The sequence below is a fragment of the Isoptericola sp. NPDC056573 genome, assembly GCF_042793335.1.
GTDB lineage: Bacteria > Actinomycetota > Actinomycetes > Actinomycetales > Cellulomonadaceae > Isoptericola.
In genome coordinates this window covers 176052-195952 of the sequence record NZ_JBHTUY010000008.1, presented here as the reverse complement: position 1 = coordinate 195952, position 19901 = coordinate 176052, and the positions used below count along the sequence as shown (strand labels likewise).

Here is a 19901-nt window from a genome sequence, read left to right as displayed (position 1 = left end):
CGGTCAGGCCTCCGGGATCTCGCGGCCGAACGTCTCCAGCGTGACGTCGGCGGGATCGGGGCCGCCGCGGCGGCCGGTGTCCAGGGCGTCGATGGCGGCGAGCTCGTCGGCGGTGAGCTCGAAGCCGGTGACGTCGAGGTTCTCCGCGATGCGGCTCGGCGTGACGGACTTGGGGATCGCGGAACGGCCCTGCTGGAGGTGCCAGCGCAGCATCACCTGCGCGGGCGTCGCGCCGTGCGCCTCGGCGAGACGCAGGATCGTCGGGTCCTGCAGCGTGCTGGTGTGGCCGGAGTCGCGGTAGAACGTGATGCCGCCGATGGGCGACCACGCCTGGGTGAGGATGCCGTGCGCCGCGTCGGCGGCCAGCACGTCGGGCTGGCGGAAGTACGGGTGCACCTCGACCTGGTTGACGGTGGGCACCACGGACGTCTCGGCCAGCAGCCGGTCCAGGTGCTCGGGCATGAAGTTGCTGACGCCGATCGCGCGGACCCTGCCGTCCGCGAGGAGGGACTCGAGGGCCTTGTAGGCGTCGACGGTGAGGTCGAAGCGCGACGGCAGGGCCTGGTGCAGGATCAGCAGGTCGATCGTGTCGACGCCCAGCTTGCCGGCGCTCTTGTCGAACGCGTGCCACGTCGCGTCGTACCCGTAGTCGCTGATCCAGACCTTCGTCTCGAGGAACACGTCCGCGCGGTCGACGCCGGAGCGGCGGAGCGCCTCGCCGACCTCGCGCTCGTTGCCGTACGCGGCGGCGGTGTCGATGTGCCGGTAGCCGACGCGCAGCGCCTCGGCGGTCGCCGCGACCGTCTCGTCCGGCGGGGTCTGGAAGACGCCGTACCCGAGGGCGGGCAGCTCGACGCCGTTGTTCAGGGTGAGGGTGGGGACGGGATTCGTCATGTCCTTCACGCTACGAGCGGGTCGCCAGGTGCGGGAGGTCCTGCTGGTACCCCGCCCGGGGGAACCTCCCGCAGAGCCGCTGCGAATCCACGAGCAGGACGCCGCGAATCCACGAGCAGGACGCCGCGAATCCACGAGCAACAGGTCGCGGGTCCACGAGCAGGCTGTCGCAATGTACGTGCTGGCGACGAGCGGCTCACGCACCTGGGCTTCGACGTGCCGAGGGGAGCACGAGCATGACGGCGGCGACGAGCGCGGCCAGCAGCAGCACCGCGCCGGCGGTCATGGCCGCCGCGTACGTGCCGGACAGCGCCAGCACCAGGCTCATGCCGAGTGCCCCGCCGAGCTGGTGCACCGAGTTCACGACCCCCGACGCGGCGCCGGCCTGCGACCGGTCCACTCCCGCGATGCCGGACGCCGTCAGCGGGCCGAAGGCGAGGCCCTGCCCGGCGCCGATCAACGTCATCGGCAGCGCGATGCCGACGGCGTACGAGGTGTCGGCATCGACCGCGCCCAGCCACGCCATGCCCGCGACGGCGAGCACCAGCCCGGCCACGAGCAGCACCGGGCCGCTCGTCCGTCGCTGCAGGCGCGGCACGGCGAGCGCGACGGCGAAGTTGACCGCCGTCATCGGGAAGTACGCGAACCCGGCGGCCAGCGCGGTGAACCCGCGCTCGTCCTGCAGGTACTGGCTGGTGAAGAGGAAGAAGCCCATCATCGCGCCGATGAAGAGCAGCCGGGCCGCGTAGGCGCCCACGCGCTCGCGGCTCGCGAACAGGCCGAGCGGCAGCACCGGCTGCGCGGCGCGGCGCTCGACGACCACGAGGGCGACCAGGAGCGCGACGCCGAGCCCGAGCGCCGCGAGGGTCCCGGCGTCGTCCCAGCCGTCGTCCCCGGCACGGACGAACCCGTAGACGAGCGCCGTCGGGCCGAGCGTGGCCAGCAGCGCCCCCGGGACGTCGAAGCGGCCGGGGGACCGGGGCGTCTCCGGCAGCACCCGCAGCCCGGCGACCAGCATGACGACGCCGACGGGCAGGTTCACGAGGAAGCCCGCGCGCCAGGAGACGAGGTCGGCGAGCAGGCCGCCGACGACCAGGCCGACGCTCGCGCCGATCCCCGCCACCGCGCCGTACGCCGCCGTCGCGCGGGTGCGCTCCGGCCCCTCGGGGAAGCTCGCCGTGAGCAGCGCGAGGGTCGACGGCGCGAGCACCGCCGCGCCGACGCCCTGGAGCGCGCGGGCGCCGACCAGCCACCCGCCCGTGGGCGCGAGCCCGACGGCGACGGACGCCAGCGTGAACAGGGCCAGCCCGGCCACGAACATGCGGCGCCGCCCCAGGACGTCGCCGGCGCGGGCGCCCAGCAGCAGCAGGCCGCCGAACGTCAGCAGGTAGGCGTCCTGCACCCAGGCGAGGGCCGTGGCGGACATCCCCAGCTCGTCCTGGAGGTGCGGCAGACCGGTGATCACGATCGAGTTGTCGAGGATCACCATGAAGTAGCCGACGAGGATGATCGCGAGGATCGCGCCAGTGCGCGACGACGCCGGGGCGGGGCCGGCGAGCCGGGTGGTGGGGGTCGCCGCGACGGAGGTGGTGGTCATGGCGACCAGTCGACGCCTGTGCGGCGCCGCGAGGGAGTCCCGGTCGGCCCGGGTAACGCCAGTACCTCCCACGCCGGAGGGGGCCGACGTACCGTCGAGGCATGGACCTGAAGGCGGAGACGCGCGAGTTCCTGGCCACCCGCCGGGCGCGGATCACCCCGGACAAGGCCGGCCTGCCCGCGTACGGCGGCAACCGGCGCGTGCCGGGGCTGCGGCGCGAGGAGGTGGCGATGCTCGCGGGCGTGAGCGTCGACTACTACACCCGGCTGGAGCGCGGGAACCTCGGCGGGGTGTCCGAGGAGGTGCTGGAGTCGCTCGCGGAGGCGCTCCAGCTCGACGAGGCGGAGCGGCTGCACCTGTTCGACCTCGCGCGGGCCGCCAACGCGTCCGGCGCGGCCCGGTCGCGGGCGCGCCGCACCCCGCCCGGCTCCGTGCGCCCGGCCGTGCAGCGGATCCTCGACGCCATGGGCGACGTCCCCGCCTTCGTCCGCAACGGACGGCTCGACGTCCTCGGCACCAACGTCCTGGGCCGCGCCCTGTACGCCCCGCTGTACGACTCGCCGGAGCAGGTCGCGGGCAAGCCGGTCAACAGCGCCCGCTTCCACTTCCTCGACCCCGACGCCGCCGCGGCGTTCTTCGGCGAGAAGTCGCCGCGGATGGCCCACGACGCCGTCGCGATCCTGCGCGCCGAGGCGGGCAAGAACCCGTACGACAAGGCCCTCACCGCCCTGGTGGGCGAGCTGTCCACGCGCAGCGAGGACTTCCGCCGGCTGTGGGCGTCGCACGACGTGCGCCTGCACCGCACGGGCACGAAGGTGTTCCACCACCCGGCGGTCGGGCTGCTCGAGCTCGACTACGAGGCCCTCGTGCTGCCCGCCGACCCGGGGCTCCAGATGAACGTGTACACCGCGCAGCCCGGCTCGCCGTCCGAGGACGGGCTCAAGCTGCTGGCGTCGTGGGCGGCCACCACGCTCACGGCGCCCGCCGCCTCCGCCCGAGAAGGAGCCACCGACCGATGAAGAAGCTTCCCCGCCCCGCGACCACGAAGAACCCGCCCGAGCAGTTCCGCGGCGACGTGTGGCTCGACCCGATCGTCACGCCGCAGGAGGGCGACCAGCGGATGGTCGTGGCGCTGGTGCGGTTCGCGCCCGCCGCCCGCACGGCCTGGCACTCGCACGCGCGCGGCCAGACGCTGCACGTGGTGTCCGGCGTGGCGCTGGTCGGCACGCGCGACGGCGTGGTCGTCGAGGCCCGGCCGGGCGAGACGGTCTACTGCCCGCCGGGGGAGGAGCACTGGCACGGGGCGTCGCCGGACGACTTCATGGAGCACCTGGCGATGCTCGAGAACGCCGACGACCCGGCCGCCACGACGACCTGGATCGAGCACGTCAGCGACGAGGAGTACGCCGCCGCGCCGTGGCTCGACGTCTGACGCCGCTCAGATCAGCAGCGGCGCCAGGCCGAACCCGATGGCGACGGCGGACGCGACGGCCACCAGCCCCGGCACCATGAACGAGTGGTTGAACAGGTACTTCCCGATGCGGGTGGTGCCGGTGTCGTCGAGCTCGATGGCGGCGACCACGGTGGTGTACGTCGGCAGCAGGAAGAGGCCGGTGACGGCGGGGAACGACGCGACCATCGTCGTGGCCGCCACGCCCATCCCGGCGGCCACCGGCATGAGGGCGATCGTCGTCGCCGCCTGCGAGTACAGCAGCGCCGACGCGAGCAGCAGCACGACCGCGAGCATCCACGGGTAGCGCTCGATGATGTCGCCGCCCAGCTCCTCGATCTCGGCCGTGTGCCCCTGCACGAACGTGTTGCCCAGCCACGCGACGCCGATGATGCAGACGGCGGCGCTCATACCGCTGCGGAACGTCTGCTGCGTGATGACCGTGCCCACGTCGATCTTGCACAGCAGGGCGATGAGCAGCCCCGCCAGCAGCATGAACGTCATGATGGCGCCGCTGCGCGTGATGGTGGGGTTCTCGATGAGGCCCACCGAGTCGGACACCGCCGTCGAGTAGAGCACGACGACCAGCAGCGCCGCCGCGAAGATGATCAGCGACAGCAGCGCCCGCGGCTTGGCGACGAACTCGGTGCGCTCGCGGCGCTTCACCAGCCCCTTGGCGAGCCGCTCCTGGTAGACGGGGTCGTCCTGCAGCTCCACCCCCTGCCGGGACGCGACGACGGCGCCGACCATGCAGCCGACCAGCGTCGAGACGCCGGCCACCGTGAGCAGCGTGATGTAGTCGACGCCCAGCGGCTCCACGACGGCGGCCATCGCCACCACCGCCGCGGAGATGGGCGAGGCGGCGATCGCCATCTGCGACGCCACCACCGCGATGGACAGCGGCCGCGACGGCCGCACGTTCGACTCCTTCGCCACCTCCGCGATCACCGGCAGCGTCGAGAAGGCGACCTGCCCGGTGCCGGAGAACACCGTCATGACATACGTGACGAGCGGCGCGAGGAAGGTGATGCTGCGCGGGCGGGCGCGCAGCAGCACCTCCGTCTTCGCCACGAGGTAGTCCAGCCCGCCGGCGGCCTGCATCGCGGCGATGGCCGCGATGACGCACATGATGATGCCCAGCACGTCCCAGGGGACGCCCGTCGCCGGGTCGACCTCGAGGCCCAGCAGCCCGAGGACGATGACGCCGGCGCCGCCCGCCAGCCCGATCCCGATCCCGCCGAGGCGCGCGCCGATGAAGACGAAGAGGAGGAGGACGGCGAACTGGACGACGATCACCGGGCGGCCTCACCCGTCTCGTCGGAGGCCTCGTCGTGCTCGTGCCCGGGGTCGGACGGCGCGCCCGTCGCGTCGTCGGACTCCACGACGCGCGAGGACTCGCCCTCCTCGCCCAGCGGCGGGATGCCGCGTTCGTCGGGCGCGTAGAAGCGGCCGCTGTAGCGCGGGTGCAGGAAGTTCTCGGTGGTGAGGATCTTGTCCACCTCCTCGGCGGTGAGCAGGCCGCGCGCGACGACGACGTCGCGCACCGAGGCGCCGGTGCGGGCCGCCTCCTTGCCCACGAGGTCGCCGTTGTGGTGCCCGATCACCTCGTTGAGGTAGGTGACGATGCCGATGGAGCCGAGCACGTGCTGCCGCATGACGTCGGCGTTCGCGGTGATCCCGACGACGCACTTGGTGCGCAGCGCGTCGCACGCGTTGGTCAGCAGCCGGATCGACTCGAACATCGACTCCGCCAGCACGGGCTCCATGACGTTGAGCTGGAGCTGCCCGGCCTCGGCGGCGTGCGTGATGGTCACGTCGTTGCCCATGACCTTGAAGCAGACCTGGTTGACGACCTCGGGGATCACCGGGTTCACCTTGGCGGGCATGATCGAGGAGCCGGCCTGCAGCTCGGGCAGGTTGATCTCGTTGAGCCCCGCGCGCGGCCCGGAGGACAGCAGGCGCAGGTCGTTGCAGATCTTCGACAGCTTGGCCGCGAGCCGCTTCACCGCGGAGTGCACGGCCAGGTAGGCGCCGTTGTCGTAGGTGGCCTCGACGAGGTTCTCCGCCGGCACCGTGCCGAGCCCGGACACCTCCGCGAGCCGCCGCGCCGCCACCTTCGGGTAGCCCGGCGGGGTGTTGAGGCCGGTGCCGATCGCCGTCGCGCCCAGGTTCACCTCGAGCAGCAGGTCGGCCGCGTTCCGCAGGCGCTTGACCTCCTCCGCGACGTTGACGGAGAAGCCGGCGAACTCCTGCCCCAGGCTCATCGGCACCGCGTCCTGCAGCTGGGTGCGGCCCATCTTCGGCAGGTCGGCGAACTCCGACGCCTTCTCGTCGAACGCCCGCGACAGGCGTCGGACCGCCACCACGAGCGACTCGGTGAGGGCATGGACGGCCAGGCGGAAGCCCGTGGGGTAGGCGTCGTTCGTGGACTGGGACTTGTTGACGTGGTCGTTCGGGTTGATGACGTCGTAGCGGCCCTTGGGGAAGCCGGACAGCTCCAGCGCGAGGTTCGCCACCACCTCGTTGGTGTTCATGTTGACGCTGGTGCCCGCGCCGCCCTGGAACACGTCGATCGGGAACTGGTCGAGGCAGCGCCCCTTGACCAGCACCTCGTCGCACGCGCCGATGATGGCGTCCGCGACGTCCCGCTGGATGGCGCGCAGCTCCCGGTTCGCGAGCGCCGCCGCCTTCTTCACCATCACCATGCCGCGGATCATCTCCGGCACGTCGTTGATGGTCGTCCCGGAGATCGGGAAGTTCTCGATCGCCCGGACGGTGTGGATCCCGTAGTACGCCTGCGCAGGGACCTCTTTCGGTCCGAGCAGGTCTTCCTCGACGCGCACGTCAGCCGTGGGTTCAGCCATGGGGCAGACGCTAGCAACGCCACCGGCCGGGCACCCGACGAGAGGTGGGCGTGCGTGCATGCGGGGTCCGGCGTGTGCTGGAGGGGCACGAAGTCGTCAGGGGGCGCCATCGGTGGTCGTTCGGCTGCCCGAGTCGAGGAGGAGCCCATGACGAGGACCAACCCGATGACGTGGCTGGGCAGGCAGGCCCGGCGCGGCGTGACGGACCTGCCGCGCAACGTCCTGTGGATGCTGGACGCGGGCGTCAAGAGCCCGGCCCGCACGGCCGGCCGCACCGTGCAGTCCGCCGGCCGCACCGCACAGTCGGCCGGGCAGCAGGCGGTCGCCGCCCTGGCCGACGCCAACCCCTTCCCGGGCGACGGCGACCAGCGCCGTCTGAGCCGGGTGGACGCCGCGATGGAGCGGGCGCACGAGCTCGAGGTGCGGGCGCACGACGAGGCCCGCCATGCGAAGGAGCAGGCCGACGCCGTGGCCGAGGCCGAGGCCGAGGGCGACCGCCGGGTGGCCGAGGCCCGCGCGGAGGGCGACCGCGAGGTGAAGCGGGTCACCGCGGAGGCGCAGCGCGAGGCGGACGAGTACGTCGCGGCGAAGCGCGGGCGGGCCACCGAGCTCGCCGCCCGACGGGTGGAGGAGACGGAGGCCGACGTCGGCAAGCACGTGGAGCAGGTCAGGGCGGAGGCCGACCGGGCTCGCGCGAAGGCCGAGGAGGCGGTCGAGCGCGCCCGCCAGCAGATGACGCGAGCCCGGGAGCTGGCCGAGGCCGCGGCGGAGGACGCCCGGCGCGCGGCCGACGAGGCCAGGGCCCGGGCCGACCGGCTCGCGGGGGAGGCCGAGGAGGAGGCGGAGCAGGCCCGCCGGCGGGTCGAGGAGGCCGACGCGCGCCGTCGGGAGGTGGCGTCCGAGGGACGGCAGCTCGGGGCGGACGCCGACACCGGCCCGCTGGACCTCAAGGCGATGACGAAGGACGAGCTGCGCGCGCTCGGGGTGGAGATGGGCCTCGACCTGCCGACGTCCCTGCGCAAGGAGCAGATCGTCACGAGGATCCGCAGGCACAAGGACGAGCACGACCGATAGGGACGGGAGCACGACGATGACGTGGTGGCGCAAGAAGACGTTCGCCGACCGGGTCGCGGAGGCGCTGGGGCGCAGGTCGCGGCGGTCGGGCGGCACGGCGGTGCGGTCGGGGCTGATCGCGCTCGGATCGGTCGTCGGCGTGACGGCCGCGAGCGCGGTCGCGTCGGCGATCCGCACACGGCAGGGCCAGGAGGGGTCAGGATGATCGGTCGGAGGACGCTCGGCCGCGCCCTGTTCTTCGGGCTCGGGTACGTCGTGGGCACCCGGGCCGGGCGGGAGCGGTACGCACAGATCGAGGCCGGCGCCCGGGCGCTCGTCGCGGGCCTGCGCGCCCGCCTCGACGGCGAGGACGACGGCGGGAGCGTCGACGACGACGGCGGTCGCGACGGCGAGGCGCGCCGCCGGTCCGGGTCGTCGCGCGCGGGGGCCGACCCGTACGGGGACATCAGGCTCGGCGGGTGACCCGTGGCCGTGATCATCCGGGTGCACCTGCTCGCGCGGCTCCTGCGCATCCCGCTGCTGCGGGTCGTGGGCGCGGTGGAGCTCCGGGACGACGACGGCCCCGGTGGCGCCGCCGTCACCCGACGGATGGTCGTCGAGGAAGCCGTCGGCGGCACGCTGCCCGGGGAGCGCCGCGTCCCGGCGGTGTACGGCCGTGACCTGGCCGCCGCGGAGGCGCTCCTGGCGCAGCTGCCGCGGCACGGGAGGAACAGGGAGACGTCATGACGTACCAGATCGGCTACATCGTCGGGAGCCTCGCGAAGGGCTCCATCAACCGCACGCTGTCGCGGGCGCTCGTCCGGCTGGCGCCGGAGGACCTCGAGTTCACGGAGATCCCCATCGGGGACCTCCCGCTCTACAGCTGGGACTACGACGCCGACTACCCGCCCGAGGGGAGGGCCTTCAAGACGGCGGTCGAGGCGTCGGACGGCCTGCTCGTCGTGTCGCCGGAGTACAACCGGTCGATCCCGGGCGCCCTGAAGAACGCCATCGACTGGGGCTCGCGCCCGTGGGGCCAGAACTCCTTCGCGCGCAAGCCCGTCGGCATCATCGGCGCGTCCCCGGGCGGCATCGGCACCGCCGTCATGCAGTCGTCGATGCGCGCCGTCCTCAGCTTCCTCGACGCGCCGCAGCTCAACGCCCCGGAGGCCTACATCACCTTCGTCGCCGACGACTTCGGACCGGACGGCGAGGTGTCGAACGAGAGCACCGCCGGCTTCCTGCGGCACTACATGGACGAGTACTGCGCGTTCGTGCAGCGCGTGCTCGCCGTCACCGCGCCCGGGCACATCGGCGACAGCGACCCGGCGTCGACCAAGTAGTCCCCCCGCGCGGGGGGACCGGATCTCCCCCGCTCGGCGGTGGTGGGCGGTGCGGCCGAGCGGCCATGATCGTCGCCATGACCTCGACCGTCGCCGCGCCGAACCCCCTCCGGCCCGCCCGCGCCTGGGTCGCGCCCGCGGCGATGGCCGCGGTGCTCGGCCTCTTCCTCCTGGCGTCGCCCCTGCGGGTCGAGGAGGCACCGCTCGCCGTCGAGCAGCCGGACGGCACCTGGGACACCCCCGCGGGCACGCCCTACCTGGTCGAGACCTCGTGGCTCGACTCCGGGTACTTCCTGTGGTTCGTCACCTGGGCGGCGGGGCTGAGCTGCGTCACCGCCGTGCTCGTCGCCCGCCGTCGTCCCGTCCTCGCGACGCTCCTGGCGGCCTGGCCGTTCCTCACGGTCCCGCTGCTCGGGACGTTCGTGTGGGGTTGGTGGCTGGCCCTGCTGATGATCACGTGCCTCGTGGTCCAGGACTCGTGGCGCCGCGCCGTCGTGCCGCTCGTGGTCACCCTCGCGGGCGCGTGGCTCTACGCGCTGACCAACGTGCCCGCGGCGCTCCCGATCGGCCCGGTGCACGCCGGGAGCTATGACGGCGAGCGCCCAGTCGAGGCGGGCCTGATCTACACGGTGGCCGTGTCGCTCGTCGTCGGGGTCGCCGCAGTCGTCCGCACGGCGCGCGCGTCGTCGCGGCGCTCGCTGGCGGCCGCCGCCACGGAGCGCCACGCGCTGGAGGTCGAGTCCGTCGCCGTCGAGCGGGCGCGCCTCGCGCGCGACCTGCACGACGTCGTCGCGCACCACGTGTCCCTCGTGGCCGTCCGCGCGGAGTCCGCCCCGTACACGTACCCGGACCTGGGCGACGACGCCCGCCGCGTGCTCGCCGACATCGCCGGGGACGCGCGCGAGGCGCTGGGCGAGCTGCGTCAGGTGCTCGCCGTGCTGCAGCGCACGGACGGGAGCGCCCGGGCGCCGCAGCCGACGGCCTGCGACATCGCCGGCCTCGTCGAGCAGGCGCGGGCCGCGGGCCAGGACGTCACGCTCACCGGGGACTGCGAGGACGTGCCGGCCGCGCAGGGCTACGTGCTCTACCGGGCCGCGCAGGAGGCGCTGACGAACGCCCGGCGGCACGCGCCCGGTGCGCCGACGACGATCACGCTGGCGCACGTGTCGGACGTCGCCGGGCTGCGGGTCACGAACCCGGTCGACCCCCCGGCCGGTGCGGGCGACGTCGTGCCCGGGGGCGGGCTGATCGGCATGCGGGAGCGGGTCGAGGCGCTCGGCGGCGTCGTGACGGCGGAGCGGGAGGGGCCGGAGTTCGTGCTCGTCGTCAGCCTGCCGGTCGGCCCGCGCGAGGCGGTGCCCGCCGTCGGACGCGACGTCCGGCGCGACGCCGCGGGCGTCGCGTGACACGGGTCGTCGTCGCCGACGACCAGCCGGTCGTGCTGCACGGGTTCACCGCGATCCTCGGCTCGGCGCCGGACCTGGAGGTGGTCGGGACCGCCGGGGACGGCCGGGACCTGCTCGACCTCGTCGCCCGCACGGAGCCGGACGTGGCCGTGGTCGACGTCCGCATGCCGGTGCTCGACGGCATCGCCGCGACCGCCCGGATCGCTGCCGACCACCCCGCCACGCGCGTGCTGATCCTCACCACGTTCGACCTCGACGAGTACGTGTACGACGCCCTGCGGTCCGGGGCGAGCGGGTTCCTGCTCAAGGACGTGACGGGGGAGCGGCTGATCGAGGGCGTCCGCCTCGTCGCGGACGGGTCGATGCTGCTGGGCCCCCAGGTCACGCGGCGGCTGGTGGACGACTTCGCGGCCCGGGCGGCCGTACGGCGTCCGGCGCCGGAGCTGGGCACGCTCACGCCGCGGGAGACGGACGTCCTACTCGCCGTCGCGCGCGGGCTGTCGAACGCGGAGATCGCCGACGCCCTGTTCATCGGGGAGCAGACCGTGAAGTCGTACGTGTCGGAGGTGCTGCGCAAGCTCGGGTGCCGCGACCGCGTGCAGCTCGTCATCGCGGCGTACGAGAGCGGCCTGGCCGGGCGGTCGTCGTGAGAGGCTGACGTCGTGCGCGTGGACGTGTGGCTGTGGGCGGTGCGGCTCTTCAAGAGCCGGTCGTCGTCGGCCGCCCTGCTCCGGTCGGGGCGGGTGCGGGTGAACGGCACGGTGGCCAAGCCGTCGACGTCCGTCACCGTGGGCGACACCGTCACCTGGCGCGACCCGCTGCGCGACCGCAAGGTCGTCGTCGTCGAGCTGCTGCCCAAGCGGGTCGGCGCTCCGCTGGCCGTCAAGGCGTACCGCGACGAGAGCCCGCCGGTGCCCACCCGCCAGGAGCGGGAGGCCGTCGGCGTGCGCGACCGCGGCGCCGGCCGCCCCACCAAGCGCGAGCGGCGCGAGATCGACCGGCTGCGCGGCGGCCGTCGCTAGGGTCGGGGGATGACCAGCTCAGCGGACCACACCGACCGCATCGCCGCGCTCCTGCGCGAGCATCCCGTCTGGGACGGGCACAACGACCTGCCGTGGGAGGCGCGCGACCAGGTCGCGTACGACTGGTCGCGGCTGGACCTGGAGGCCGGTACCGACGGCCGTACGCACACCGACGTGCCGCGGCTGCGCGCGGGGGGCGTGGGCGCGCAGTTCTGGTCGGTGTACGTGCCGTCCAACCTGCCCGGCAGCGCCGCGGTCACGGCGACGCTCGAGCAGGTCGACGCCGTGCGCCGCATGGTGGCGCGCTGGCCCGAGCACTTCCGCCTCGCGACGAGCGCCGACGACGTCGTGGCCGCGTGGGCGGAGGGCCGGGTCGCGTCGCTCATGGGCGCGGAGGGCGGGCAGTCGATCGACTCGTCGATGGGCGCCCTGCGCATGCTGTACGAGCTGGGCGTGCGGTACATGACGCTCACGCACAACCACCACAACCCCTGGGCCGAGTCCGCGACCGACGAGCCCCCCGCCGACGGGCGCTTCGCGCAGGGCGGCCTCACCGCCTTCGGGCGGGAGGTGGTGCGCGAGATGAACCGGCTGGGCATGCTCGTCGACCTCTCGCACGTCTCCGCGCGCACGATGCGCGCCGCCCTCGACGTCTCCGAGGCGCCGGTGATCTTCTCGCACAGCTCCGCGCGCGCCGTCGCCGACGTGCCGCGCAACGTGCCCGACGACGTCCTGGCGCGCCTCGCCGAGAACGGCGGCGTGTGCATGGTGACGTTCGTGCCGAGCTTCGTCACCCCGGCCATCGGCGAGTGGCGGGCGCAGGCGGGGGAGGCCGCGAGGGCCGCGGGGATCGCGCCGAACGACATCGCCGAGTTCGACCGGTTCTCCACCGCCTGGGCCGAGACGCACCCCAAGCCGCCGACGACGCTCGACGACGTCGTCGCGCACGTCGAGCACGTGCGCGAGGTCGCGGGGGCGGCGCACGTCGGCCTGGGCGGCGACTACGACGGCGCAGGAGGGTTCGCGGACGAGCTGCGCGACGTCTCCGGCTACCCGGCCCTGCTGGCGGCGCTCGCCGACCGCGGCTGGTCGGACGCCGACCTGGCGGGCCTGACCAGCGGCAACGTGCTGCGCGCGCTGCGCGGCGCGGAGGACGTCGCCGCCCGGCTGCGGGCCGAGCGGGAGCCCAGCGTCGCGCGCCTCGAGGACCTCGACGGCGGCGTCTGACGGTTGCCCGCGTCGGCCGCCCGGCCGAGGGCGCGCCGGAGGGCTAGCGTGAGCCCATGACCGGTGCGCCCGTGCGGGTGTTCCTCGTCGACGACCACGAGGTGGTGCGCCGCGGCGTCGCCGACCTGCTCGGCATGGAGGCCGACCTCGAGGTCGTCGGGACCGCCGGGACGGCGGCGGAGGCCCTCGCGCGGGTCCCGGCCCTGCGGCCCGACGTCGTGGTCCTCGACGTCCGGCTGCCCGACGGCGACGGGGTCAGCGTCTGCCGGGAGCTGCGCTCGCGCACCGACGTGGCGGTCCTCATGCTCACGTCGTTCGACGACGACCAGTCCCTGTTCGACGCGATCCTCGCCGGCGCGTCCGGCTACGTGCTCAAGCAGGTGCGCGGCACCGACCTGGTCGCGGGCATCCGGACGGTGGCGGCGGGCGGCTCCATGCTGGACCCGCGGGCCACGGGCCGCGTGATGGCACGCCTGCGCGAGAAGACCGCGGCCGACGACCCGCTCGCCGACCTCACCCCCCAGGAGCGGCGCATCCTCGTGCTCGTGGGCGAGGGCCTGACGAACCGGCAGATCGGCGCCGAGCTGTTCGTCGCCGAGAAGACCGTGAAGAACTACGTGTCGAGCCTCCTGGCGAAGCTGGGCCTCGAGCGCCGGGTGCAGGCGGCGGTCCTCGCGGTGCGGCTCGATCAGCTCGGCCGGCCCGACGACCCCGACACGCCGTCCGCCGCCTCCTGACCCACGCCGGCGAGACCGCTGCCGCCGGGCACGAGGGGCACCCGCCAGCGCAGCGCCGTGCCGCCGGCCCGGCCCGGCCGGGCCTCGAACGAGCCGCCCAGCTCCGCCGCCCGCCGCGAGAGGTTCGCGAGCCCGCTGCGGGGCGCGTCCGTGGCGATCCCGACGCCGTCGTCGACGACGGTCAGCACGAGGTCGCCGTCGGCGCGCAGGCCGACCCGCACCCGTGTGGCGCGCGCGTGCCGGGCCGCGTTCGACAGGCTCTCCCGCAGCACGGCCACGAGGTGCGCCGCGACGGTGGAGGGCACCTGGGCGTCGATCGGGCCCTCGAACCGGACGGTCGGGGCGAAGCCGAGCGCATGGGTCGCGGCGTCGGCCTCCGCGAGGAGCAGCGAGCGCGTGCCGACGCGGTGCGGGAGGTCGCCGCCCGGGTCGCGCAGCCCGCGGATGGTGGTGCGGATCAGGTCGATCGTCTCGTCGATCTGGTCGATCGCCGCACCGACCCGCCCCGCCGTCTCACGGGTCTCCTCGGGGGCCAGGGGGCCCGGTGCGGCGAGGCGGCGGTCCACCGTCTGCAGGGAGAGCCCCGTGGCGTACAGGCGCTGCACCGCCAGGTCGTGCAGGTCGCGCGCGATGCGGTCGCGGTCGCGCACCACGGCGAGCCGAGCCGCGTCCGCGCGCCGTTCGGCCAGCTCGAGCGCGACGGCGGCCTGGTTCGCGAACGCCCCCAGCGCCTCGACGACGACGGTCGGGAAGGGGTCGGCGCCGCGCACCCGCCCGACGACGAGGACGCCGCGCGCCCGCCGCCCGCGGCCCACGAGCGGGAAGGCGGCGACGGGGCCGAGCGTGCCGTCCGGGTGCAGGGCGACGTCGGCGCGGTCGTCGGTGGTGGCGTCGGCGGTGACGACGGGCCGCCCGTCCACGAACGCCATCGCGCTGAACGAGCGTGGCGGGGTCAGCACCTGCCCGCGCAGGCTCTCCGCCCGGATCCCGACCGCCGAGCGGACGACGAGGGTGGGGAGCTCCCGGTCCGGGTCGTCGTCCACGGGCACGGCGATCCCGGCCGTGTCGGCCGCGGCCACGCTGATCGCCTCCGCCGCGACCAGGTCGAGCACGCTGTCCGGGTCCTCGCCGGACAGCAGGCGCCGCGCGATCTCGTCGTCGGCCCGCAGCCACCGCTCCCGCAGCCGCGTCTCCTCGTAGAGGCGCGCGTTCTCGACGGCGAAGCTCGCGGCGGTCGCGAACCCTTCCAGCAGCCGCTGGTCGTCCGCGGTGAACTCGCCTCCGCCGCGCTTCTCGGTGAGGTAGAGGTTGCCGAACGGCTGTCCGTGCACCTGCAACGGCACGCCGAGGAAGCTGCGCATCGGCGGGTGGTGCGGCGGGAACCCGACCGAGCGCGCGTCCGCGGCGATGTCCGGGAGTCGGAGCGGACGGGGGTCGCGGATGAGCTCGCCGAGGATCCCGTGCCCCGTCGGGTACGGGCCGATGGCGCGGATCTCGTCCTCGGACATGCCCACGGTGAGGAACCGGGTGATGCGCCGGTCGTCCCCGAGCACGCCGAGGGCGGCGAAGCGGGCGTCGACGACCGCGGCGGCGGCCTGCACCACCCGGTGCAGGGTCGTCTCCAGCTCGAGGCCCCGGCCCACGGACACGACGGCGTCCAGGAGGACGTCCATGTCCCGCTCCCGGCGACCCTGCCGCGGACTCACGTCACACACGCTAGAAGCACCGACGGATGCCCGCCCGTTGTCCCGGTCGTCCCGATCGGGACCTTCGGCCCGTCCGACGGGGCGTTCGGCACTGCCGCGCGGCCCGGCGCGCGTGGCCCACTGGTGCGGTCGGAGGAGGACGACATGGCGATCAGCAGCGTGGAGGGACCGGTCCGGGACGTCGTCGTGGGTGTCGACGGCTCGGAGGGCGGCTACCACGCGATGGCGTGGGCGGCGGGCGAGGCACTGCGCCTGGCGGCGCGCCTCGTCGTCGTGCACGCCTACGCCCAGCCGGTCGGTCTCGGGGCGGTGACCGCGGGGTCCCGCGGGCCGGAACCGCGGGCGGAGGCGGAGGCGCTGGTCGCGCGGTCCCGGGTCAGGTTCGAGCGCACGACGGCGGCGCGGACGCTCGGCACGTCGCCCGGCGCGGTCGAGTTCGTGGCCGTGCGCGGCGACGCCTGCGCCGTCCTCGTGCACCACGCCCGGCGCGGCGCCGTCGTCGTGGTGGGACGCCGGGGCGTCGGCACGTTCGACCGCGTGCCCATGGGCTCGATCTCGTCCGCCGTGGCGGCGCTGGCCCCCGGCACGGTGGTCGTCGTGCCGCGGGCCGCCCGCGCCCAGGAGCCGCGCCGCGTGGTCGTCGCCGTCGACCCTCGCGAGGCCTCCGACCGCGTGCTCGAGGCAGGGTTCGACGAGGCCGACCGCGCCGGTGTGTCCCTGACGGCGGCGCACTCCGCCGACGAGGGGATGTTCGCGGGCGCCACCGACGGCGACCTCGGGTGGCTGGAACGGCTGCGCGCCGAGGCGCGGGCCGACCTCGAGGCCCGGGTCGCGCGGTGGGGCGAGAAGTACCCCGCCGTGGGCTGGACGGTCGAGACGCGCGGTGGTGTCGCGCCGGGCGCGCTGCTCGCCGCGCTGCGGTCGGACGACCTGGTGGTGACCGGCGGCCGTGCCGCCTCGCTGCAGGTCGGCCGCGTGCGCGGCGGTCCCGACCGGATCGTGCGCCACGCGCCGTGCGCCGTGACGGTGGTGCACGACTAGCTTGCCGCCGCGCGCCCGTCGACTCCCCCGGCGGGCCGCGGCGGCAGGATCCCGTGCGGCTCAGGCGCTCAGTGAGCGCTGCGACCAGCTGGTGCCGAGGGCGCGCAGGACGTCGTGCGGGTCGCGCCGCGTCGCGTCCGTGTAGGCACGCAGGGACATCACCGACGCCGTGAGCATGGTGGTGATCACCTCGCGCGCGAGCCGGGGGTCGGTGCTCGCCTCGTCGAGCAGCTCCTGCACGATGCGGGAGCGGATGCCGAGGTCGGGTTCCGAGCACGCCGTGAGCAGGGCGATGGTGAGCGAGCCGGCGTCCGTGCCGGCGGAACCGTCGCCGGCACCTGTGCTGTCAGTACCCATGGCGTCCCCCTCCGCGGCCCGACGGGTTCCGGTCTACCGCACGGGGCGACGTCGCGCACCCGGGCGGGCTTGCGGCGTGCCGACGGCAGGCGCAAGGATGCGCGCGATGATCCCCTCGCCCGCGCCTCGCCGACGTGCCGCGCCGCACCTGCTGCCCGGTCTGCTCGGCGTCGGGCTGGCCGGCGCCCTGCTGCTGGCGGGCCCCGCCGCCGTCGCCGACGAAGGGCTCACGGAGGAGTCCCACAGCCGGTACGTGCTGCGGGCGAAGGACACCGAGGTGCGGGCGACGACGACCACCACCATCGGCAACGTCACGCCCGACCGCGGGCTGACGTACTACTACTTCACGTCGTACTCCATCGCCGTGCCGGCGGGGGCGGAGGACGTGCGCGCGACGAGCGGCGGTGCCTCGCTGCCGGTGCGGCTGGAGGCGACCGAGGACCCGAGCACCCGGTACGCGGTGACGACGTTCGCACCGCTGCGGTACGGGCAGACGCGCACCATCGAGTGGAGCTTCGTCGTGCCGGGCGAGCCGGTGCGCTCGGAGGACTACACGCGGGTGGGCGACGGCTTCGCGACCTTCGCGGCGTCGGGGGTGGGAGACGCCGGCCGGACGACGGTCGAGGTGGTGCTGCCGGCGTCGATGACGTTCGACGCGACGTCCGACGTGTTCACGCAGGAGCGCTCCGGGAAGACCACCACGTACACGGCCACGGAGAACACCGACAAGGACGGGATCTGGGCGGTCGTCTCGGCGCGCGACCCGAAGAAGGCGGACGAGAAGGTCGTCGAGGTGGGCGGCACCACCCTCACCCTGCAGAGCTTCCCGGGCGACGAGAAGTGGACGGCGTTCGTGGGGAAGCGGCTGCAGCAGGGCCTGCCCGTGCTGGAGGACCTCGTCGGGCGGCCGTGGCCGGGCGGGCTCGACACGATCCGCGAGGACGTGTCGCCCAAGGTGCTCGGGTACGCGTGGTTCGACCCGGACAAGGACGAGATCGTCATCCCGGAGGACCTCGACCCGGCGACGCTCTACCACGAGCTCGGGCACGCCTGGCTGAACCCGGACCGCCTCACCGAGCGGTGGCTGTCCGAGGGCGTGACGGAGGTGGTGGCGCAGCGCGTCGTGGAGCGGACGGGCGCGTCGAGCGACCCGTGGTCGGCGCCCGACCGCCACGCCGACGTCGCCGTGCCCCTCTCGGACTGGGACGCGCACCCGGGCGAGCTGGACGCGGACGCCGAGCAGTACGGGTACGCGGCGTCGTACACCGTGGTGCGGAAGCTGCTGGGCGGGCTCGACGACGACGCGTTCACGGCCGTGGTCTCGGCGGCTCAGGCGGGGGAGAGCGCGTACGAGCGCCCGGGCTCCCGGGAGGAGAACGGGGGCCGCACCGACTGGCGCCGCTTCCTCGACCTGGTGGAGGAACGGGGCGGCGTCTCCGGCGCGCCGAAGGTGCTGCGCACGTGGGTGCTCGACGCCGAGCAGAAGGCCGCGCTGAAGCCCCGGGCCGCCGCACGCGAGGCGTACGCGGCCCTGGACGAGGCCGACGGCGGCTGGGCGCCGCCGCTCGGGCTGCGCACGGCCATGACCCGCTGGGAGTTCGGCGAGGCGAAGGTCGTGCGGTCCGCGCTCGACGGCGCGGCGCAGGACGCCGGGGCCGTGCAGTCAGCGGCCGAGCGGGCCGGGCTGGACGTGCCGGCGGCGGTGCGCGCGGCGTACGAGGGGGCGTCCGACGCCGACGCGTACGCGGAGCTCGCCACCCTGCTGCCGCGGGCCGCCGAGGTGACGACGAGCGTCGGCGCGGCCGTCGAGGCGTCCGACGCCGACCGCGACCCGGTGACGGAGCTGGGGGCGCTGGTGCTCGGCGTCGACCTGGCGGCCGAGCGGGCGCGGGGCGACCTCGCTGCCGGCGACCTCGATGCCGCCGCCGAGCATGCGGCCGCGGCGTCGGACCGGGCGGGGCTCGCGACGGCCGCCGGGGCCGGCGTGGTGGTGCTGGTCCTCGCCGCGGGGGGCGGCGTCGTCGCTCTCGTGGTGCGCCGTCGACGGAGGTCAGTCGTGGAGGATGCGCTGGAAGAGGGCGTGGTCCTGCCAACGGCCGGCGATCCGGAGGTAGGACGGCGCGGTGCCGATGCGGTCGAACCCGGTGCGCGCGAGCACCTTCTGTGACGCCGCGTTGTGCAGCAGCGTCGCCGCCTGGACGCGGTGCAGGCCCAGGTCGTCGCGGGCGTGCGCGCACGCGGCGTCGACCGCCGCGGTCATGACGCCGCGCCCGGCGAGCGAGGCGTCGACCCAGTAGCCCAGATGGGTGTTGCGGAACGCGCCGAGCACGATGTCGGACAGGTTCACGCGGCCGACGATCTCGCCGGCACGCACCAGGACGAGCGGCACCGACCGGCCGTCCTCGTGCGACCGCAGCTCCGTCGCGACGAGCCCGGCCTGCCGGTCGGCGTCGTAGAACTCCGGCGGACGCACCGGCTCCCACGGCTCCAGGTGAGCCCGGTTGCGGGAGTACGCCGCCGCGAGCGCCGGTCCGTCGTCCTCGTCCAGGAGGCGCAGGGTGACGCCGTCGGGCAGCGCACCGGAGGGGACGGAGGGCGGGTTTCCGGTCGCGGGCACGACGGCGAGCCTAGCCCCGCGCCTGCGCGCGCAGGGCCGCGAGGGCGGACCGCACCTCGTCGGTGACCGGTCGGGACTGCCCGGAGGCGATCCAGGCCTCGAACCCGACCCGGAACGCCGCCACCCCGGCCTCGGCGACCATCGAGGCGTCCGGTTCGGGGACGCCGCGGCCGCGCAGTGCTGCCGCGGCGGCGTCGCGCAGCGCGGCGAGCTTGAGGAGCTCCCGCTCCTGCAGGCGCGGGGTCGCGGCGACGACGGCGGCGCGGCGGGCGGCGAACTCGCGGCGCTCCTCGAGCACCTCGACGGCGGTGGCGACGGCCTCGCCGACGACGTCGAGCGGCTCGTCGGCGTCGGGCGCGGCGGCGATGGCGGCCTCGACGGCCGCCTCGAGCTCGTGGGAGCCGTCGAACAGCACCTCGCGCTTGTCGGCGAAGTGCCGGAAGTACGTGCGCTCGGTGACGCCGGCGCGCTCGGCGATCTGGGCGGTCGTCGTCTGCTCGAACCCCTGCTCGGCGTAGAGGTCGAGCGCGGCGCGCGTCATGCGCCCGCGCGCGTCGGGTTCCCATCGGGCCATGCGGCACAGTCTA

General features: G+C 74.8%; 21 protein-coding genes and 1 pseudogene. 14 read left to right on the top strand and 8 right to left on the bottom strand.

Going from position 1 to position 19901, the window contains the following annotated elements:
- Positions 1–3 precede the first annotated feature (3 nt).
- Both ACFQ8E_RS15525 and ACFQ8E_RS15520 read right to left on the bottom strand, forming a co-directional pair.
- Positions 4–894: an aldo/keto reductase gene (locus ACFQ8E_RS15525; protein WP_430551464.1), complete on the bottom strand. Its 891-nt coding sequence runs from the start codon at positions 892–894 to the stop codon at positions 4–6.
- 196 nt (positions 895–1090) lie between these two features.
- The gene (locus ACFQ8E_RS15520; RefSeq protein ID WP_430551463.1) at positions 1091–2491 is read right to left on the bottom strand and encodes an MFS transporter; all 1401 of its coding nucleotides are present in this window, start codon (positions 2489–2491) and stop codon (positions 1091–1093) included.
- A 101-nt stretch (positions 2492–2592) separates the two neighbouring features.
- Here ACFQ8E_RS15520 and ACFQ8E_RS15515 point away from each other — a divergent pair, with 101 nt between their 5' ends.
- Both ACFQ8E_RS15515 and ACFQ8E_RS15510 read left to right on the top strand, forming a co-directional pair.
- Entirely contained in the window at positions 2593–3510 is a 918-nt protein-coding gene (locus tag ACFQ8E_RS15515; protein ID WP_430551462.1) for a helix-turn-helix transcriptional regulator, read from the top strand.
- The gene (locus tag ACFQ8E_RS15510; protein WP_430551461.1) at positions 3507–3923 is read left to right on the top strand and encodes a cupin domain-containing protein; all 417 of its coding nucleotides are present in this window, start codon (positions 3507–3509) and stop codon (positions 3921–3923) included. Before ACFQ8E_RS15515 ends, ACFQ8E_RS15510 begins: the two co-directional genes overlap by 4 nt.
- A gap of 6 nt (positions 3924–3929) precedes the next feature.
- Here the strand turns inward: ACFQ8E_RS15510 and ACFQ8E_RS15505 are convergent, their stop codons facing one another.
- Together ACFQ8E_RS15505 and aspA are read right to left on the bottom strand one after the other, a co-directional pair.
- On the bottom strand, positions 3930–5237 hold the full coding sequence (locus ACFQ8E_RS15505) for an anaerobic C4-dicarboxylate transporter (protein WP_430551460.1): 1308 nt from the start codon (positions 5235–5237) through the stop codon (positions 3930–3932).
- A gap of 134 nt (positions 5238–5371) precedes the next feature.
- A pseudogene (aspA, locus tag ACFQ8E_RS15500) lies at positions 5372–6805 on the bottom strand (aspartate ammonia-lyase); the annotation flags it as partial.
- Positions 6806–6952: 147 nt separating this feature from the next.
- Here aspA and ACFQ8E_RS15495 point away from each other — a divergent pair.
- From ACFQ8E_RS15495 to ACFQ8E_RS15450, 10 genes are all read left to right on the top strand, one after another.
- Positions 6953–7879 carry a hypothetical protein gene (locus tag ACFQ8E_RS15495; protein ID WP_430551459.1) on the top strand — a complete coding sequence of 309 codons (927 nt, stop codon included), beginning with the start codon at positions 6953–6955 and terminating at the stop codon, positions 7877–7879.
- 16 nt (positions 7880–7895) lie between these two features.
- Positions 7896–8084 carry a hypothetical protein gene (locus tag ACFQ8E_RS15490; protein WP_430551458.1) on the top strand — a complete coding sequence of 63 codons (189 nt, stop codon included), beginning with the start codon at positions 7896–7898 and terminating at the stop codon, positions 8082–8084.
- Positions 8081–8341, top strand: a complete 261-nt coding sequence (locus ACFQ8E_RS15485) for a hypothetical protein (protein ID WP_430551457.1) — start codon at positions 8081–8083, stop codon at positions 8339–8341. The genes ACFQ8E_RS15490 and ACFQ8E_RS15485 overlap by 4 nt, the downstream gene beginning before the upstream one ends.
- Before the next feature lie 3 nt (positions 8342–8344).
- Positions 8345–8605, top strand: coding sequence for a hypothetical protein (locus ACFQ8E_RS15480; RefSeq protein WP_430551456.1), 261 nt, complete (start codon positions 8345–8347; stop codon positions 8603–8605).
- Entirely contained in the window at positions 8602–9201 is a 600-nt protein-coding gene (locus ACFQ8E_RS15475) for an NADPH-dependent FMN reductase (protein WP_430551455.1), read from the top strand. The genes ACFQ8E_RS15480 and ACFQ8E_RS15475 overlap by 4 nt, the downstream gene beginning before the upstream one ends.
- Positions 9202–9278: 77 nt before the next feature.
- Entirely contained in the window at positions 9279–10607 is a 1329-nt protein-coding gene (locus tag ACFQ8E_RS15470) for a sensor histidine kinase (protein WP_430551454.1), read from the top strand.
- Positions 10604–11257, top strand: coding sequence for a response regulator (locus tag ACFQ8E_RS15465; protein ID WP_430551453.1), 654 nt, complete (start codon positions 10604–10606; stop codon positions 11255–11257). The genes ACFQ8E_RS15470 and ACFQ8E_RS15465 overlap by 4 nt, the downstream gene beginning before the upstream one ends.
- 12 nt (positions 11258–11269) lie before the next feature.
- Positions 11270–11629 (top strand): RNA-binding S4 domain-containing protein, encoded by a 360-nt coding sequence (locus ACFQ8E_RS15460; RefSeq protein WP_380318621.1) that lies wholly within the window; start codon positions 11270–11272, stop codon positions 11627–11629.
- Positions 11630–11638: 9 nt separating this feature from the next.
- Positions 11639–12856: a dipeptidase gene (locus ACFQ8E_RS15455; protein ID WP_430551452.1), complete on the top strand. Its 1218-nt coding sequence runs from the start codon at positions 11639–11641 to the stop codon at positions 12854–12856.
- 56 nt (positions 12857–12912) lie between these two features.
- Complete coding sequence (locus ACFQ8E_RS15450; RefSeq protein WP_430551451.1) at positions 12913–13593, top strand: response regulator; 681 nt, start codon at positions 12913–12915, stop codon at positions 13591–13593.
- On the opposite strand, the gene ACFQ8E_RS15445 is transcribed toward ACFQ8E_RS15450, so the two are convergent.
- Positions 13545–15299 (bottom strand): GAF domain-containing protein, encoded by a 1755-nt coding sequence (locus ACFQ8E_RS15445; RefSeq protein WP_430551450.1) that lies wholly within the window; start codon positions 15297–15299, stop codon positions 13545–13547. The genes ACFQ8E_RS15450 and ACFQ8E_RS15445 overlap by 49 nt on opposite strands.
- A 144-nt stretch (positions 15300–15443) precedes the next feature.
- Here ACFQ8E_RS15445 and ACFQ8E_RS15440 point away from each other — a divergent pair, with 144 nt between their 5' ends.
- A complete protein-coding gene (locus tag ACFQ8E_RS15440) occupies positions 15444–16340 on the top strand; it encodes a universal stress protein (protein WP_430551449.1) in 897 nt (298 codons plus the stop codon).
- 60 nt (positions 16341–16400) lie between these two features.
- Here the strand turns inward: ACFQ8E_RS15440 and ACFQ8E_RS15435 are convergent, their stop codons facing one another.
- Positions 16401–16697: a hypothetical protein gene (locus ACFQ8E_RS15435; protein WP_430551448.1), complete on the bottom strand. Its 297-nt coding sequence runs from the start codon at positions 16695–16697 to the stop codon at positions 16401–16403.
- A gap of 106 nt (positions 16698–16803) precedes the next feature.
- Here ACFQ8E_RS15435 and ACFQ8E_RS15430 point away from each other — a divergent pair, with 106 nt between their 5' ends.
- Positions 16804–18864, top strand: coding sequence for a hypothetical protein (locus tag ACFQ8E_RS15430; protein WP_430551447.1), 2061 nt, complete (start codon positions 16804–16806; stop codon positions 18862–18864).
- Here ACFQ8E_RS15430 and ACFQ8E_RS15425 read toward each other — a convergent pair.
- Complete coding sequence (locus ACFQ8E_RS15425) at positions 18748–19314, bottom strand: GNAT family N-acetyltransferase (RefSeq protein ID WP_430551446.1); 567 nt, start codon at positions 19312–19314, stop codon at positions 18748–18750. The genes ACFQ8E_RS15430 and ACFQ8E_RS15425 overlap by 117 nt on opposite strands.
- Positions 19315–19324: 10 nt before the next feature.
- A complete protein-coding gene (locus ACFQ8E_RS15420; protein ID WP_430551445.1) occupies positions 19325–19888 on the bottom strand; it encodes a TetR/AcrR family transcriptional regulator in 564 nt (187 codons plus the stop codon).
- Between the last annotated feature and the right edge of the window lie 13 nt (positions 19889–19901).

Coding starts and splice junctions, on each gene's coding strand:
- ACFQ8E_RS15450 (WP_430551451.1), top strand. CDS start 12,913: ATGACCGGTGCGCCCGTGCGGGTGTTCCTCGTCGACGACCACGAGGTG.
- ACFQ8E_RS15495 (WP_430551459.1), top strand. CDS start 6,953: ATGACGAGGACCAACCCGATGACGTGGCTGGGCAGGCAGGCCCGGCGC.
- ACFQ8E_RS15470 (WP_430551454.1), top strand. CDS start 9,279: ATGACCTCGACCGTCGCCGCGCCGAACCCCCTCCGGCCCGCCCGCGCC.
- ACFQ8E_RS15525 (WP_430551464.1), bottom strand. CDS start 894: ATGACGAATCCCGTCCCCACCCTCACCCTGAACAACGGCGTCGAGCTG.
- ACFQ8E_RS15510 (WP_430551461.1), top strand. CDS start 3,507: ATGAAGAAGCTTCCCCGCCCCGCGACCACGAAGAACCCGCCCGAGCAG.
- ACFQ8E_RS15435 (WP_430551448.1), bottom strand. CDS start 16,697: ATGGGTACTGACAGCACAGGTGCCGGCGACGGTTCCGCCGGCACGGAC.
- ACFQ8E_RS15455 (WP_430551452.1), top strand. CDS start 11,639: ATGACCAGCTCAGCGGACCACACCGACCGCATCGCCGCGCTCCTGCGC.
- ACFQ8E_RS15475 (WP_430551455.1), top strand. CDS start 8,602: ATGACGTACCAGATCGGCTACATCGTCGGGAGCCTCGCGAAGGGCTCC.
- ACFQ8E_RS15430 (WP_430551447.1), top strand. CDS start 16,804: ATGATCCCCTCGCCCGCGCCTCGCCGACGTGCCGCGCCGCACCTGCTG.
- ACFQ8E_RS15515 (WP_430551462.1), top strand. CDS start 2,593: ATGGACCTGAAGGCGGAGACGCGCGAGTTCCTGGCCACCCGCCGGGCG.
- ACFQ8E_RS15490 (WP_430551458.1), top strand. CDS start 7,896: ATGACGTGGTGGCGCAAGAAGACGTTCGCCGACCGGGTCGCGGAGGCG.
- ACFQ8E_RS15440 (WP_430551449.1), top strand. CDS start 15,444: ATGGCGATCAGCAGCGTGGAGGGACCGGTCCGGGACGTCGTCGTGGGT.
- ACFQ8E_RS15485 (WP_430551457.1), top strand. CDS start 8,081: ATGATCGGTCGGAGGACGCTCGGCCGCGCCCTGTTCTTCGGGCTCGGG.
- ACFQ8E_RS15420 (WP_430551445.1), bottom strand. CDS start 19,888: ATGGCCCGATGGGAACCCGACGCGCGCGGGCGCATGACGCGCGCCGCG.
- ACFQ8E_RS15520 (WP_430551463.1), bottom strand. CDS start 2,491: ATGACCACCACCTCCGTCGCGGCGACCCCCACCACCCGGCTCGCCGGC.